Source organism: Streptomyces sp. NPDC004542, from assembly GCF_040610035.1.
Taxonomy (GTDB): domain Bacteria; phylum Actinomycetota; class Actinomycetes; order Streptomycetales; family Streptomycetaceae; genus Streptomyces.
This window is the reverse complement of sequence record NZ_JBEXLP010000001.1, coordinates 26038-40598: the sequence shown is the minus strand read 5'-3', so window position 1 is coordinate 40598 and position 14561 is coordinate 26038. Positions and strand designations below refer to the sequence as shown.

Sequence of the window (14561 nt, the reverse complement as noted above, 5' to 3'; positions counted from 1 at the left end):
TCGCTGCGGGTGCGCGCGGACCGGGGCCGATGAGGGACCCCGCGGGGTCAGTGGGCGGCGCTGACCGGCTCCTGGGCCGCCGCGTGGGCGTCCATGCGCTCGGCCGCGAGGATCGCCGCCGCCGTGTCGGCCCGGGAGGCGGCGACGACGAGGGCGCGGCCCGCGAGGGCGTGGGCCCGCTGATGGAGCGCCGACGGCTCGGTGGCCGCGGTGGTTGACGCGCGGAGCGGAGCGCGGCCGCCCCGCAGCCGCGACACCTGTGCGGCGAGCCGCCCGGCCGCCGTGTCCAGGTCGCTGGAAGGGGCCAGCGCGCGCAGCTCGTCCGTGACGGCGAGGAGCGCCGCGAGATGGCCGGCGAGCTGGATGTCCAGTTCCTCCTCGCGCGACCGGTGGGGGAAGTCCGAGGTGGTGCCGGCCATCGTGTTCTGGTCGGACCTGCGGGAAGGCCCGGTGCGGATCGGCTCGTACATGGGAGATGGCCTCCTGTGCTCTGACAGGAAACCATCCTAGCTTGGATTTCGTCTAAAGTTGGCCGTAGCCGTCGAGGAAGGTCCCGATCCGGGTCACCGCGTCCCGCAGATCGCCCACCGACGGCAGGGTCACCACCCGGAAGTGGTCCGGTTCGGGCCAGTTGAAGCCGGTCCCCTGGACCACCATGATCTTCTCCTGACGGAGCAGGTCCAGGACCATCCGCCGGTCGTCCTTGATCTTGAAGACCTGCGGATCCAGGCGCGGGAAGAGATACAGCGCCCCCTTCGGCCGTACGCACGTCACGCCCGGGATCTGGGTGAGCAGGTCGTAGGCGACGTCCACCTGCTCCTTCAGCCGCCCGCCCGGCAGCACCAGATCGTTGATCGTCTGCCGTCCGCTGAGCGCGGCCACCACCCCGTGCTGCCCCGGCATGTTCGCGCACAGGCGCATGTTGGCCAGGATGGTCAGGCCCTCGATGTAGGAGTCGGCGTGCGCGCGCGGACCGGAGATCGACATCCAGCCCACCCGGTAACCGGCGACCCGGTAGGCCTTCGACATGCCGTTGAAGGTGAGGGTCATCAGGTCCGGGGCGACGGCCGCGGTCGGCGTGTGCGTCGCGCCGTCGTAGAGGATCTTGTCGTAGATCTCGTCCGAGCAGACCAGCAGGTGGTGACGGCGGGCGATGTCGGTCAGCCCGCGCAGCACCGCCTCGTCGTACACCGCGCCCGTCGGGTTGTTCGGGTTGATGATGACGATCGCCTTGGTGCGGTCGGTGACCTTGCGCTCCACGTCGGCGAGGTCGGGCATCCAGTCGGACTGCTCGTCGCAGCGGTAGTGGACCGCCGTACCGCCCGAGAGGGAGACGGCCGCGGTCCACAGGGGGTAGTCCGGCGCCGGTACGAGGACCTCGTCCCCGTCGTCCAGCAGGCCCTGCATCGCCATCACGATCAGCTCGGAGACGCCGTTGCCGATGTAGACGTGCTCGACGTCCGTCTCGATGCCGATGGTCTGGTTGTGCATCACGACCGCGCGGCGGGCGGCCAGCAGGCCCTTGGCGTCGCCGTAGCCGTGGGCCGTGGAGACGTTGCGGAGGATGTCCTCGAGGATCTCGGGCGGGCACTCGAAGCCGAACGCGGCCGGGTTGCCGGTGTTCAGCTTCAGGATGCGGTGCCCCGCCGCCTCCAGCCGCATCGCCTCCTCGAGCACCGGGCCCCGGATCTCGTAACAGACGTTGGCGAGCTTCGTCGACTGGATCACCTGCATGCCAGGGAGCTTACGGCCCGGTAACGCCCCATGGGCCGTGTTTTCCGACACGTGAGACGAGTCGTTTTGCCCTGTTATCGCCGGTAGCTGTCACAGGAGCCCCAGCCGTCCCTAGAATCGCAGGCCATGTCGAGCCCCGCCCAGCCGCAACCGGACAGTGAGCCCCTGCCGCACCCGCACGTGTACCACCCGTCGGCCGCGGCGGCTCCGGCGTACGAGGAGTACGTCGACCCGGCCGCCGCCCACGGCTGGCAGAACGCGTACGACGAGACGCGCGAGCTGCCGGTGATCTTCGGCGGGGAGCCGTCCGGCGGGGGTCCGGCCGGGCGCCGCCACGCCGCCGCGCGGGGCTCCGGGAAGCGGGCGGGCGGGCGGCGCGTGCGGCGGGCGGCGGTCGCCGTCGGGGCGGTGGGCGTGGTGTCCCTCGCGGCCGTGATCGCCGGGCTGCCGGGCTCGGGCCCGTCGGACGCGCCGCGCGGGCGTACGGCGTCGACGGCGGGGGACGGCGCCACGCCGCCCGCGCGTCAGGCGTCCCCGGCCGACTCCTCCGGTGCCGCGACGGCCGGCCCGCCGGAAACCGGTGCACCGGCCGCCGCCGGCCCGGAAGGCACGGCGTCCGCCGTCGGCGACCCGGCCGGCGCGCCGCGGTCCGCGAGCCCCGCCACCACCTCCGCCGGCCCTCCCGGTGCCACGTCGGCCGCCTCGGTCACCGCGGCGCCGACCGTCTCCTCGATCAGCGGCGGGTCCGGCCCGGGCAACTCCCGGGGGCATGGCCGGGGGGCCACCAAGGGTCCCAAGTAGCCCCGTTTCGTGTGGGGTTGACCCTCGCGCGGCGCGCGGTGCATTGTCTGCGGCTTATTGCCGTCACCCCTCCTCGAACATAACAATGCACATGACAAGACGGCAGGCGGCCGGAAGATCTCCGGTCGCTCACGTCTGCAGAGGGGACCCCCACATGAAGAAGCCTCTCCTTGCCGCGCTCGCGACCCTGGTGATCACCGGGGCGGGCATGGCACCGGCGGCCGCCGCCACGGCCACCGAGAGCGCCGCCGCGACCAAGGCCGCGGCACCCTCGATCAAGGCCGTCGACTTCGCAGGCACCGTGTCGCTCAGCAACTGCTCCGGCTCGGTCGTCCGCTTCCCGAACTCCGCGGACAGCGACCCGGCGCTGGTCATGACCAACGGCCACTGCCTGGAGACGGGCTTCCCGGACCCCGGCGAGGTCATCGTCAACCAGTCCTCCAGCCGCACCTTCGGCCTGCTCAACTCCTCGGCCACCCGGGTCGGCACCCTGCGCGCGAGCAAGGTCGTCTACTCGACGATGACCGACACCGACGTCACGCTCTACCAGCTCACCACCACGTACGCGCAGATCAAGAGCACCTATGGGATCAGCGCGCTGACGCTCCAGGACACGCACCCGGTGGCCGGCACCGCCATCACGGTCGTCTCCGGCTACTGGAAGCGGACCTACGCCTGCAGCATCGACGGATTCGTCTACCGCCTCAAGGAGGGCGACTGGACCTGGAAGGACTCGGTCCGCTACACCTCCGCCTGCCAGACCATCGGCGGCACCTCGGGCTCGCCGGTCATCGACAACGCCACCGGCAAGGTCGTCGCCGTCAACAACACCGGCAACGAGGACGGCGAGCGCTGCACCGAGAACAACCCCTGCGAGGTCGACGCGAACGGCACCGTGACCGTCCGCCAGGGCATCAACTACGCCGAGGAGACCTACAACATCCCGGCCTGCTTCACCACCGGCAACAAGCTGGACCTCACCCTCAGCGGCTGCACCCTGCCCAAGCCATGACAGGGGCATGACGGGCGCAGGGTGACGGACGGGACCTGACGGGCCGGCGGTCACCGGGGAGTCCGGCGGACCGCGCGGCCCGCCAGCACATCCGTCCGGCGGCCGTCCTCGATCACGAACCGGCCGTCGACGAGGACGTACGGGATGCCGACGGGCAGCGCGCGCGGCTGCTCGAAGCTCGACCCCGCCGCGACCGTCACCGGGTCGAACAGCACCAGATCGGCCCGGTGTCCCTCGCGGACGAGCCCGCGGTCCGGCAGGCGCAGCCGGGCCGCGGGCCGTGCGGTGAGGTGATGGACACACTCCTCCAGCGACAGCACGCCCCACTCCCGCACATACCGGCCGAGGTAGTGCGGGAAGGTGCCGTACGCCCCGGGATGCGGCTTGGCGCCCCGGAGAATGCCGTCCGAGCCACCCGTGTGCGTACGGTGCCGCATGATCGCCCGCACGTTCTCCTCATGGCCGACGTGCTGCAGGACCGTCGAGCCCAGCCGGTCCTCGACCAGCAGCCGCCGGGCGGTGGTCCAGGGAGCCTCGCCGCGCAGCCGGGCCGACTCCAGCACCGTACGGCCCACGTGGTCGCCGAGGGCCGGTTCGGTCACGCCGGAGATCTCGACCGTGTCCCACTCGACGGGCACGCCGTGGCAGCCGTCCGAGCCGGTGACCTCCAGCTCGTGCCGGATCCGCTCGGCCGTCGCCCCGTCCGTGAGCCGCGCGAGGAGCGCCTCCGGGCCGCCCGCGCCCGCCCAGCCCGGCAGCAGCGCCGCGAGGGTCGTGCAGGCGGGCGTGTAGGGGGAGGTGTCGAGGCTGATGTCGGCCCCGGCGGCCAGCGCGTCGTCCAGGAGGGCCGTCAGATCGGCCGCGCGGCCCTCGTTCACGCCGAAGTTCAGGGTGGCGTGGGCCAGGTGGAGCGGGCAGCCCGTCCTCCGGCTCAGCTCCACCATCTCCGCGTAACGCTCCAGGGCGCCCGCCCCGTACGAGCGGTGGTGCGGGCAGTAGTAGCCGCCGTACGACCCCACCACGCGGCACAGCCCGGTCAGTTCGGCGTCGTCCGCGTACATGCCGGGCGGGTGGGTGAGCCCGGACGACATGCCGACCGCGCCCTGCTCCATGCCCTCGGCGACCAGCTCCCGCATCCGGTCCAGCTCCCCCGGTGCCGCCGGGCGGTCCTCCCAGCCGACGACGAGCGCGCGGACCGTGCCCTGCGGGATCAGATAGGCCGCGTTCACCGCGATGCCCCCGTCCAGCCGGTCCAGGTACTCGCCCACCGACCGCCAGTCGAAGTCGATGTCGTCGCCGTACCCGTGCCGGCCGGCGATCGCCCGGCGCACCCCGTCGAGCGTACGGTCGTCGACCGGCGCGTAGGACAGTCCGTCCTGCCCGATGACCTCCAGCGTCACGCCCTGCGCGGCCTTCGCGCTGTGGTCGGGGTCGCGCAGCAGGTCCAGGTCGCTGTGCGCGTGCATGTCGATGAAGCCGGGGGACAGGACCAGGCCCTCCGCGTCCAGCTCCCGCATCGCGCGCGGGCGCTGGCAGCCCGCCGCCGCCGCCTCCTTGACGACGGCCGTGATCCGGCCGTCGTCGATCACCACGTCCGCGCGGTACGACGGCTCACCGCTGCCGTCCACGACATCGGCGTCCCGGATGACGAGGTCTTCCACGCCCGGCCTCCTAGAAGAACGTGCGGATGTAGTCGACGACCGTGCCGTCCGCCCGGGCCACCGGGATCAGCGGCCACTTGTCGAAGGACGTGCACGGGTGGGACAGCCCCATGCCCAGCCAGTCCCCGACCTCCAGGTCCGCCTCGGCGGTGGTGCGCAGCCAGGCGTGCTGGTCGGACAGCGCCGTGACCGAGACACCCGTGGCGGGCCGTTCCACACCGTCCCGGCGGACCACCTGGGCGAAGGGCAGGTGGAGGTCGTAGGCCGCGTCCCGCTTGCCCGCGTTCACGAAGGCCTGCTCCGCCGACGGGCGGGACACGACCTGCGCCCACAGCCGGAACGCGGGCTCCAGGGCGCCCTCCTCGGGCACGCGGTGGAAGGGGGTGAGCTTTCGGTAGTGGCCGTCGTCGTGCGAGACGTACGCGCCCGAGCGCAGCAACTTCAGGACGGGCAGCGACAGTTCCGGGATCCCGGCGAAGACCTCGGCCACCGCGTCGAACCAGGCGCTGCCGCCCGCGCTCACCACGATCTCGTCGAGGCCGGCCGCCGCGAACCGCCCCGCCCGGTCGAAGCCGACGGCCAGCGCGACCAGCCGCCGCAGCCAGGCGTCCACCCGCTCCGTGTCCGCCCCCGGCACCTCGCCCTCGTAACCGGCCACCCCGGCCAGCCGCAGCGTGGGCGCGGCGGCCACCGCGTCCGCGACCGCCGCGCACTCCGCCTCGGTACGCGCCCCGGTCCGGGCGCCCTCCCCGGCGGCCAGTTCGACCACCACGTCCACCGGGCGGGCGGCCCCCTCCAGCACCGCGTCCATCAGCTCCACCCCGCGCACCGAGTCGACGTAACAGACGAACCGGAAGGACGGGTCGGCGTCCAGCTCGGCGGAGACCCACCGCAGGGCCACCGGGTCGACCAGCTCGTTGGCGAGGAACACCCGCTCGGTCCCGAACGCCCGCGCCACCCGCACCTGATGCGGCACCGCGAGCGTGATGCCCCACGCGCCGTGCTCGATCTGCCGCTGGAACAGCTGGGGCGCCATGGACGTCTTGCCGTGCGGCGCGAACGCGAGGCCGTGGCGGGCCGCGTACGCCTCCATGAGCCTCAGGTTGTGTTCCAGGCGCTCCGCGGACAGGGCGAGGACCGGGGTCGTGAAACCGCCGGAGAACAGGTTGCGGCGCTGGGCGGCCAGCTCGCCGACGGTCAGGCCGTCGGCGTCCGGGGGGAGGCCCTTGAAGCGGTGGTCGACGCGTTCCCCGGCCAGCCGGGCGAGCGCTTCGATGCGCATGAGGCCTCCTCAAGCAGTGCGTTGCACTCTCTGCAATGCGCGTTGCGCATGTCGTTCACCGCTGTCTAACATCTCGGCCACCCGGGGTCAACGGCGCCCGTCGCCCCCACCCGCAACCCCGCCCGCACCGAGGAGCCACGACGACCGTGACCACCACCGGATCCCGCACGGCCACCGGCGTCGTGGACGTCGTCACGCTCGGCGAGTCCATGGTCACCTTCCTGCCCACCCGGCCCGGCCGCCTCGCGGACGTGCCGTCCTTCGACCGCGCGATCGGCGGCGCCGAGTCCAACGTGGCCTGCGCGCTGGCGTCCGCCGGTCACTCCGTACGGTGGGTCAGCCGGGTCGGAGCGGACGGATTCGGCGACCACCTGCTCGAGACGATCGGCGGCTACGGCGTCGACGTCACCGCCGTGGTACGCGACCCGGCGCGGCCGACCGGCATCTACTTCCGCACCTCCGGAGACCGGGGCACCGACGCCCACGAGGTGGCGTACTACCGGTCGGGGTCGGCGGCCTCGGCGATGTCGGCCGACACGGTGGACCTCACCGGGGTACGCGCCGGACGCGTGCTGCACCTGTCCGGGATCACCCCGGCACTCTCCCCGGACTGCCTGGCGCTGACCCGCGAGCTGACCGCCCCCCGCCCCGGCCGCCCGCTCGTCTCCTTCGACGTCAACCACCGGCCCCACCTGTGGGCCGGCGCCGACCCCCGTGTGCTGCTGGAACTGGCCCGCACCGCGGACCTCGTCTTCGTCGGCGAGGACGAGGCGCGGGAGGCCTGGGGCGTCGAGGGAGGCCCGTCCGCCGTCCGTGCCGCGCTCCCGGAACCGGAGATCCTGGTGGTGAAGCAGGGCGCGCACGGGGCCACGGCCCTGCACGCGGACGGTGCCACCTTCGTCCCGGCCCTCACGGTCGACGTCGTGGCGACGACCGGCGCCGGGGACGCCTTCGCCGCCGGTTTCCTCTCCGCCACCCTGCGCGGCCTCCCGGTCCGCGACCGGCTCCGGCACGGCCACCTCATGGCCGCCGCCGCCCTCACCGTCCCCGGCGACCTCGCCACCCCGCCCGCCCGTCGCCCGGCCACCGCCCCTCATGGAGCGTCCCCCGGAGCTGAACGCCTGGGGGCACCCCCATCGCCGCACTCCTCCTGGTTGCACCACGCCGACCGGCTGGCCGCCCTCGACGAGGAGACGTGGGGGAGGCTCCGGCTCGGCCCCGGCTGGAGACACGACGTCCCCCGGGCCGACGAGGAGATCCGCACACCGTGAGCCAGACCGTCGACCGTGCGCTGAGCATCCTGCCGCTGCTCGCCGAGGGCCCCGCCGACCTCGGCCGGGTCGCCGACCGCCTCGGCGTCCACAAGTCCACGGCCCTGCGGCTCCTGCGCACCCTCCACGAACACGGCCTCGTCTACCGCCAGTCCGACCAGCGCTACCGCCTCGGCGCCCGCCTCTTCGCCCTCGCCCAGGAGGCGATGGAGAGCCTCGACATCCGCGAGATCGCCCACCCCCACCTGACCCGGCTCAACGAGGCCTGCGGCCACACCGTCCACCTCGCCGTGTACGAGGAGGGCGAGGTCCTCTACATCGACAAGGTGGACAGCCGCTACCCCGTGCGCATGTACTCGCGGATCGGCAAGCCCGTCGCCGTCACCGTCGCGGCCGTGGCCAAGCTGCTCCTCGCCGACCTCCCCGAACCCGAGCGCCGCGCCCTCGCCGACCGGCTCGACTACCCCCTCTACACGGCCCGTTCCACCCCCAACGCCACCGCCTTCCTGCGGGAGCTGGAGAAGGTCCGCGAACAGGGCTGGGCCACCGACCTAGGCGGCCACGAGGAGTCCATCAACTGCGTGGCCGCGCCGGTACGGGGGGCCGACGGCCGGGTGGTCGCCGCCATGTCGGTCTCCGCGCCCAACGTCGTCGTCAGCGCCGACGAACTCCTCACGCTCCTCCCGCTGGTACGCCGCACGGCGGACGCCGTCAGCGGCGAGTACTCCGGCAGGACCCCGATCAAGGAAGCCAGGTGACCGGTCGGCCGGCGCGCCGGCCGTGCCCGGCCGACGCCGCCCGACTCCCGCGGTGCGGGGGTCTGTTCGGGTAGTACGAGCCGGGGCAAAGAGCGGTCCGGCTGGTTCCGGCACAGGTATGTCGTCCATACTTCCGCCGTGGAGCAGCGCATAGGTTCGAGCAGCCAGCCCCTGGAGGGCGCCGGATTCGACCCGGCCTTCATCCCCGGGCTCACCTCGCCCGTGGCGGAGGAGCCCGAGGACGCCAGGCCCGAGGAGGGGAAGGCGGTCACGGAGACGCCGGCCGACGAGCCGGCCCCCGCCGCGCAGGCCGAGGACGGGGAGGAGGCAGCGGAAGCGGACGAGGAAGCGGCCCCCGAGGGCCCCGTTTTCGAGGCCGCCGACCGCCGCGCCAGGATCGTGGCCGACCACAGAGGCGTCCGCCTGAGCCTCGACGAGGAGGCCTGCGAGTTCCGGTGGGACGAGATCGGCGCGGTCGAGACGGAGTCCCCCCGCTTCGGCAAGCGGTACACGGTCACGGTGCACACCCCGGACCGCCGTTGGTACCCGATCGAGATCGAGGCGTCGGCCAGGAGCCGCTTCAAGGAGTGGGACGAGCAGCTGGACGCCGTGCTGGACGCCTACTTCGAGGAGTAGCCCGGCAGCGCACCTCGTCGCGGTACCGGGCGTCCCCGGTGGGGGCGGGGCGGGCCCGCCCCGCCCCGCCGTGCCGTGCCGTCACCGCTCGCCGGCCCTGCGGCGGCCCGTGGGCCCGCGGCCGGTGCCCCTGACCGGCGGTCGGGGGCGTGGTTCACCACCGCGGGCGGGGCGTACCCGCCGCCGGACCGGCGCATGCTTCGGCCGGATGTTCAACGTGCCCCGTTATGACCACAGTTGTGCGAGAGCAGTTCCCATCCAGCTGCCCAAACGCTGTTCTCCGGTAACAGAGCCGTGGTTACAGTGCTCAGGTAGTCACGCAATGAAGTCGTCCCGGCGCAGCGGAGTCACCGCCGGCCGGGCCGACGGGTGTGAAGAGCGGTGGAGAGCGGGGAGCTGCGCGTGCCAACTGCCATTGCCGTGACCAGCGTCGACATGGCGCTGCCGCCGCAGGACGAGCGGACCGTGCCCGCGGTCGTGCTGCGGGACCTCGACCAGCGGCCGCTCGAGCACGCCCTGGCCGAACTCCAGGCGCTCGTCGAGCAGCACGGGCACGTCATCGTCGTGTCGTCGCAGGCCGTGCCCGAAGGGGTGACCCGGCGGCTGCACACCCTGCGCTCCCTCATGGAGAGCGACCGCATCGCCCTCTTCCGGCCCGAGCTGCCGCCCCTCGGCGTCGCCGTCCTCGCCCGCCAGCTGCGCCAGCTCGCCTCCTGCGACCTCGGTCCGGGCGTACTCGCCTCCGCCGGCCGGCTGCTCACCCACTACATCCACGCCGGCGCGGTCCTCGGCTCGGTGGCCAGGCTGGACCGGGTACCCGTCGGCCTGAAGGCGCACGCGAAGTCCTGGGTGCCGGGCACCCAGTTCGCGGTGGTCGCCCACCCCGAGCCGCAGCTCGTGCGGGTCGGTCCCGACGCCGCCCTGGCCGGCCCGGAGTTCGGCACCTGGATGCTGGTCGCCAAGGGACCGTTGCAGTCCGACTGGGTCGGCGGAGCCCTCGCCACCTCCTGGGGTGTGCAGGGCCTGCGCGAGACCGGGCTGCCCGCCGAGTCCCCGGCCTGGTGGGGGACCGGGAAGGTGACCGAGTTCTGCAGCCATCTCGCCGACCTGTCGGTGCTCTACCAACTGGTCACCTCGGTCCGGCGCGGCACCTGCCACTGGTGCGGCATCGACGTCATCGGCGACCGCTGCGTCTTCTGCTCCGCCACCCCGCCCGTCCACGAACCGCCCGCCCCACGCGCACTGGAGCAGCGAACACCCGCCTGACGGCGTACGCCGGCACCGCTCCTCGCCCGCCCCGATCCCGCTCGACCGATTCCCCCAACGAGGTTGCACGGTTCATGAACTCCCGTCAGCGCCGCGGCGTGATACTCCTGATCCTGTCGGTCCTCTGCGCTCTCGGCGCGTTCGCCGGCGTGCTCTCCGTCGTCGACGACGTGAAGTCCAAGGTCGGCCCCGAGGTCACCGCGTACCGGGTGCGCTCCGAGGTGGCGCCCTACACCGCCCTGGAAGCCGGGCAGTTCGAGAAGATCAAGATGCCCGAGCGGTGGCTGTCCTCCAACGCCGTCACCAGCCTCCGCGAGATCCAGGGCAAGATCGCCGTGACCGCCCTGCACAGGGGCTCCCTGCTCCAGACCGACATGATCGTCCAGCAGCCCGCGCTCCAGCCGGGCCAGCAGGAGGTCGCGATCATGATCGACGCGGCCACCGGCGTGGCCGGCAAGATCACCCCCGGCTCCCGGGTCAACGTCTACGCCACCTTCGAGGGCAAGAAGCAGGGCGAACCCGACCAGTCGAAGATCATCGTGACCAACGCCCGCGTCCTCGACGTCGGCGAGCTCAAGTCCCTGGAGCCCGACAACAGGAACCAGCAGCCCACCGACGCCGTCCCGATCACCTTCGCGCTGTCCACCATCGACGCCCAGCGCATCACCTACGCCGAGTCGTTCGCCCAGCGGGTCCGGCTCGCCCTGGTGGCCCCCGGCAGCGAGACCACCGTCCCCGACAAGGACCGCACGTACGAACTCGCGACGGACAAGTGAGAGGCGCCCCGCATGCCCACCAGGATTCTCCCCGCGGGCGGTGACGCGGACGCGGTCCGGTCCCTCACCAGCCTGCTCGGCCAGCTCCCGGACGCCGAACCGGTGCCGCCGGTGACGGACTCCACCCAGCTCGTCGACACGCTGGCCCGGCTCGCGGCCGAGTCCGTCGACGAACTGCCCGAGGTCGTCGTCGTACACGAGGGCATCGGCCCGGTCCCGGCCCTGGAGCTGGTCCGCGAAGTCGCCCTGCGCTTCCCCGCCGTCGGCGTCGTCCTCGTCACCTCCGACGCGGGCCCCGGCCTGTTCGCCGCCGCCATGGACTCCGGCGCCCGCGGCCTGGTCACCCTCCCCCTCGGCTACGAGGAACTCGCGATGCGGGTCCAGGCCGCCGCCCAGTGGTCCACCGGCGTACGACGCCACCTCGGCCACGGCTCCGACGTGTTCAGCGGCGTCGGCGGCACCGTCGTCACCGTCAGCGGTGCCAAGGGCGGCACCGGGGCCACCTTCACCGCCGTCCAGCTCGCCCTCGCCGCGCAGGCCTCCGGCCGGGGCACGGCACTCGTCGACATGGACCTCCAGACCGGCGACATCGCCTCCTACCTGGACATCCAGTTCCGCCGCTCGGTCGTCGACCTGGCGGCGATCACCGACATCTCCCCGCGCGTCCTCGCCGACGCCGTCTTCCGCCACGACACCGGCCTCGCCCTGCTGCTCGCCCCGGGCGAGGGCGAACGCGGCGAGGAGGTCACCGACCGCGCCGCCCGCCAGATCGTCAGCGCCCTGCGCTCCCGCTACGAGGTCGTCGTCGTCGACTGCGGCGCCCAGCTCAGCGCGGCCGGCGCGGCCGTCGTGGAGATGGCCGACACGGCCCTGCTGGTCACCACCCCGGACGTGGTCGCCGTCCGCGCCGCCAAGCGCACGGTGCGGATGTGGGACCGGCTGCAGATCCGCAAGGCCGAGGAGACCACGATCGTCGTCAACCGCCACACCCGCGGCACGGAGATCCAGCCGCCCCTCATCCAGCGCATCACCGGCACCGCGCTGGCCCGCACGGCCGTCCCCGCGGCCTTCAAGGAGCTCCAGGCCGCCGTGGACGCCGGGCGGGTCCACGAACTCGACGGCAAGAGCACCGTGAAGCAGGCCCTGTGGACCCTCGCGGGAGAGCTGGGCCTGGTCAAGACGGCCGAGCCGGGCCGCCGCGGCCGGGCGCGGGGCGAGAGGGCGTCCGGGAGCCTCAGACGCCGGAAGGAGGCGGGCGGGTGAGACGGAGGGCGGGCGACCGGGGCCAGGTCAGCGTCGAGTTCCTCGGCATGACCCCGCTGATCGTGCTGACGCTGGTGCTGGTGTGGCAGTGCGTGCTGGCGGGGTACACCTACACGCTCGCTGGGAATGCTGCCGACGAGGCGGTGCGGGCGGGGACGGCCGCGGCACCGGGGGAGCGGCAGGGCGCCTGCGAACAGGCGGGCCTGAAGCACCTGTCGGCGGCGTGGAGGGGGAATGCCACGGTGAGCTGCGCGACCGGCGGCGGCTACGTCCAGGCCGACGTCTCCCTCAAGGTGCCCGTCCTCTTCCCGGGCAGCATCGACTTCCCGGTCACGGTGCACGGGCACGCGGGCGCGGTGGAGGAGGCGAAGGACTGAGATGCCGTACGACCGCACACGACGGCGCCGCGACCGGGGCCAGGTCGCCATCGAGTACCTCGGGTTCATCCCGATCCTCATTCTCGTGGCCATGGCCGGCATCCAGATCGGGGTGATCGCCTACACCGCCCAGCAGGCGGGCACGGCGGCCAGGGCGGGGGCCCGCGCGGCGTCGCTGAGGGAGAGCGCGTCGCAGGCCTGCGCCCAGGCCGTCAGCGGCCGGCTCGCGGGCGGCATCTCCTGCCCGGCGTCCTACGGCGACCAGGAGGTCACCGTGACCGCCACCGTCCACATCCCCTCCATCGTCCCCGGCTGGGACTTCGGCGACGCCCGCAAGACCGCCACCATGCCGCTCGACCACTGACCGAGGAGCCCTGCGCCCATGAGTCTCCGCGCACGCATCAACACCCCCGAGGAGCACGGCAGCCGGGGTGAGGACGGCCATCTGGTCGCCACCTACCGGGCCAAGCTCCTGGAGGAGATCGACCTCGCGGAGATGAGCTCGCTGGCCGCCGCCGAACGCCGCGCCCGGCTCGAACGGGTGCTCGGGCACATCATCAGCCGCGAGGGGCCGGTCCTGTCCACGGCGGAGCGCTCCCAGCTGATCCGCCGGGTCGTCGACGAGGCGCTCGGCCTCGGCATCCTGGAGCCGCTGCTCGAGGACGCGTCGATCACCGAGATCATGGTGAACGGCCCGGACGCGATCTTCGTCGAACGCGGCGGCCGGGTCGAGCAGCTGCCGCTCCGCTTCGTCTCGCAGGACCAGCTGATGCAGACGATCGAGCGGATCGTGTCGACGGTCAACCGGCGCGTCGACGAGTCGAACCCGATGGTCGACGCCCGCCTGCCCTCCGGGGAACGCGTCAACGTCATCATCCCGCCGCTGTCGCTGACCGGTCCCGCCCTCACCATCCGGCGCTTCCCGCGCTCCTTCACCCTCCAGGAGCTGATCGGCCTGGGCTCGCTGGACGAGCACATGCTGTTCCTGCTGGCGGGCCTGGTGCAGGCGAAGTTCAACATCATCGTCTCCGGCGCCACCGGCACGGGGAAGACCACCCTGCTCAACGCCCTGTCCGGGCTGATCCCGGCCCACGAGCGCATCATCACCATCGAGGACTCGGCCGAACTCCAGCTCCAGCAGTCGCACGTGGTCCGCCTGGAGTCCCGCCCGCCCAACGTCGAGGGCAAGGGCCAGGTCACCATCCGCGACCTGGTCCGCAACTCCCTGCGGATGCGCCCCGACCGGATCGTGGTCGGCGAGGTCCGCGGCGGCGAGTCCCTGGACATGCTCCAGGCCATGTCGACCGGCCACGACGGCTCCCTCGCCACCGTGCACGCCAACAGCGCCGAGGACGCCCTCACCCGCCTGCAGACCCTCGCCTCCATGTCCGACGTCGAGGTCCCGTTCGTGGCGCTGCACGACCAGATCAACAGCGCCGTCGACGTCATCGTCCAGCTCACCCGGTTCGCCGACGGCGCCCGCCGCATCACCGAGATCGCCGTGCTGGACAGCCACGGCGGCGAGCCCTACCGCCTGGCCACCGTCGCCCGCTTCGACGCCCAGCCCATGACCCACGACGGCCACGTGTACGGCGGCTTCCAGTACTTCCCGCTGCCCCGGCGCACCGCCGACCGCCTCTACATGGCGAGCCAGCCGATACCCCAGGCCTTCGGCATCGCCCACACGCCGACCCAGCTCACCACCCGAGAAGCCAGGTAGGTAG

The 14561-nt window shown here is 72.9% G+C and carries 15 protein-coding genes; 11 read left to right on the top strand and 4 right to left on the bottom strand.

Going from position 1 to position 14561, the window contains the following annotated elements:
* Positions 1-47: 47 nt before the first annotated feature.
* Together ABZX30_RS00215 and ABZX30_RS00210 are read right to left on the bottom strand one after the other, a co-directional pair.
* Positions 48-470, bottom strand: coding sequence for a hypothetical protein (locus ABZX30_RS00215; RefSeq protein ID WP_355926810.1), 423 nt, complete (start codon positions 468-470; stop codon positions 48-50).
* Positions 471-522: 52 nt separating this feature from the next.
* Entirely contained in the window at positions 523-1734 is a 1212-nt protein-coding gene (locus ABZX30_RS00210; protein WP_355926807.1) for a pyridoxal phosphate-dependent aminotransferase, read from the bottom strand.
* Positions 1735-1860: 126 nt separating this feature from the next.
* On the opposite strand from ABZX30_RS00210, the gene ABZX30_RS00205 reads away from it, so the two are divergent.
* Positions 1861-2535, top strand: a complete 675-nt coding sequence (locus tag ABZX30_RS00205; protein WP_355926804.1) for a hypothetical protein — start codon at positions 1861-1863, stop codon at positions 2533-2535.
* Between the two features lie 154 nt (positions 2536-2689).
* The gene (locus ABZX30_RS00200; RefSeq protein WP_355926802.1) at positions 2690-3547 is read left to right on the top strand and encodes a serine protease; all 858 of its coding nucleotides are present in this window, start codon (positions 2690-2692) and stop codon (positions 3545-3547) included.
* Between the two features lie 50 nt (positions 3548-3597).
* Here the strand turns inward: ABZX30_RS00200 and ABZX30_RS00195 are convergent, their stop codons facing one another.
* The gene (locus tag ABZX30_RS00195; RefSeq protein WP_355926799.1) at positions 3598-5208 is read right to left on the bottom strand and encodes a D-aminoacylase; all 1611 of its coding nucleotides are present in this window, start codon (positions 5206-5208) and stop codon (positions 3598-3600) included.
* 10 nt (positions 5209-5218) lie between these two features.
* Positions 5219-6490, bottom strand: coding sequence for an amino acid deaminase (locus tag ABZX30_RS00190; protein ID WP_355926798.1), 1272 nt, complete (start codon positions 6488-6490; stop codon positions 5219-5221).
* Between the two features lie 146 nt (positions 6491-6636).
* Here ABZX30_RS00190 and ABZX30_RS00185 point away from each other — a divergent pair, with 146 nt between their 5' ends.
* The 9 genes from ABZX30_RS00185 (at position 6637) to ABZX30_RS00145 (ending at position 14557) form a co-directional block, all read left to right on the top strand.
* The gene (locus ABZX30_RS00185) at positions 6637-7761 is read left to right on the top strand and encodes a sugar kinase (RefSeq protein WP_355926795.1); all 1125 of its coding nucleotides are present in this window, start codon (positions 6637-6639) and stop codon (positions 7759-7761) included.
* Positions 7758-8519, top strand: a complete 762-nt coding sequence (locus ABZX30_RS00180; protein ID WP_355926793.1) for an IclR family transcriptional regulator — start codon at positions 7758-7760, stop codon at positions 8517-8519. The genes ABZX30_RS00185 and ABZX30_RS00180 overlap by 4 nt, the downstream gene beginning before the upstream one ends.
* A gap of 138 nt (positions 8520-8657) precedes the next feature.
* The gene (locus ABZX30_RS00175) at positions 8658-9155 is read left to right on the top strand and encodes a hypothetical protein (protein WP_355926790.1); all 498 of its coding nucleotides are present in this window, start codon (positions 8658-8660) and stop codon (positions 9153-9155) included.
* A gap of 435 nt (positions 9156-9590) precedes the next feature.
* On the top strand, positions 9591-10421 hold the full coding sequence (locus ABZX30_RS00170) for a hypothetical protein (protein WP_355927358.1): 831 nt from the start codon (positions 9591-9593) through the stop codon (positions 10419-10421).
* A gap of 74 nt (positions 10422-10495) precedes the next feature.
* Positions 10496-11197: a Flp pilus assembly protein CpaB gene (gene cpaB / locus ABZX30_RS00165; protein WP_355926787.1), complete on the top strand. Its 702-nt coding sequence runs from the start codon at positions 10496-10498 to the stop codon at positions 11195-11197.
* 12 nt (positions 11198-11209) lie between these two features.
* A complete protein-coding gene (locus ABZX30_RS00160) occupies positions 11210-12460 on the top strand; it encodes a P-loop NTPase (protein ID WP_355926785.1) in 1251 nt (416 codons plus the stop codon).
* Positions 12457-12837 carry a TadE family protein gene (locus tag ABZX30_RS00155; RefSeq protein WP_355926782.1) on the top strand — a complete coding sequence of 127 codons (381 nt, stop codon included), beginning with the start codon at positions 12457-12459 and terminating at the stop codon, positions 12835-12837. The genes ABZX30_RS00160 and ABZX30_RS00155 overlap by 4 nt, the downstream gene beginning before the upstream one ends.
* Position 12838: 1 nt before the next feature.
* Positions 12839-13201: a TadE/TadG family type IV pilus assembly protein gene (locus ABZX30_RS00150; RefSeq protein WP_355926780.1), complete on the top strand. Its 363-nt coding sequence runs from the start codon at positions 12839-12841 to the stop codon at positions 13199-13201.
* Positions 13202-13219: 18 nt separating this feature from the next.
* A complete protein-coding gene (locus ABZX30_RS00145) occupies positions 13220-14557 on the top strand; it encodes a CpaF family protein (protein WP_355926777.1) in 1338 nt (445 codons plus the stop codon).
* The last annotated feature ends 4 nt before the right edge of the window (positions 14558-14561 follow it).

Coding starts and splice junctions, on each gene's coding strand:
- ABZX30_RS00215 (WP_355926810.1), bottom strand. CDS start 470: ATGTACGAGCCGATCCGCACCGGGCCTTCCCGCAGGTCCGACCAGAAC.
- ABZX30_RS00210 (WP_355926807.1), bottom strand. CDS start 1,734: ATGCAGGTGATCCAGTCGACGAAGCTCGCCAACGTCTGTTACGAGATC.
- ABZX30_RS00205 (WP_355926804.1), top strand. CDS start 1,861: ATGTCGAGCCCCGCCCAGCCGCAACCGGACAGTGAGCCCCTGCCGCAC.
- ABZX30_RS00200 (WP_355926802.1), top strand. CDS start 2,690: ATGAAGAAGCCTCTCCTTGCCGCGCTCGCGACCCTGGTGATCACCGGG.
- ABZX30_RS00190 (WP_355926798.1), bottom strand. CDS start 6,490: ATGCGCATCGAAGCGCTCGCCCGGCTGGCCGGGGAACGCGTCGACCAC.
- ABZX30_RS00170 (WP_355927358.1), top strand. CDS start 9,591: ATGGCGCTGCCGCCGCAGGACGAGCGGACCGTGCCCGCGGTCGTGCTG.
- cpaB (WP_355926787.1), top strand. CDS start 10,496: ATGAACTCCCGTCAGCGCCGCGGCGTGATACTCCTGATCCTGTCGGTC.
- ABZX30_RS00160 (WP_355926785.1), top strand. CDS start 11,210: ATGCCCACCAGGATTCTCCCCGCGGGCGGTGACGCGGACGCGGTCCGG.
- ABZX30_RS00150 (WP_355926780.1), top strand. CDS start 12,839: ATGCCGTACGACCGCACACGACGGCGCCGCGACCGGGGCCAGGTCGCC.
- ABZX30_RS00145 (WP_355926777.1), top strand. CDS start 13,220: ATGAGTCTCCGCGCACGCATCAACACCCCCGAGGAGCACGGCAGCCGG.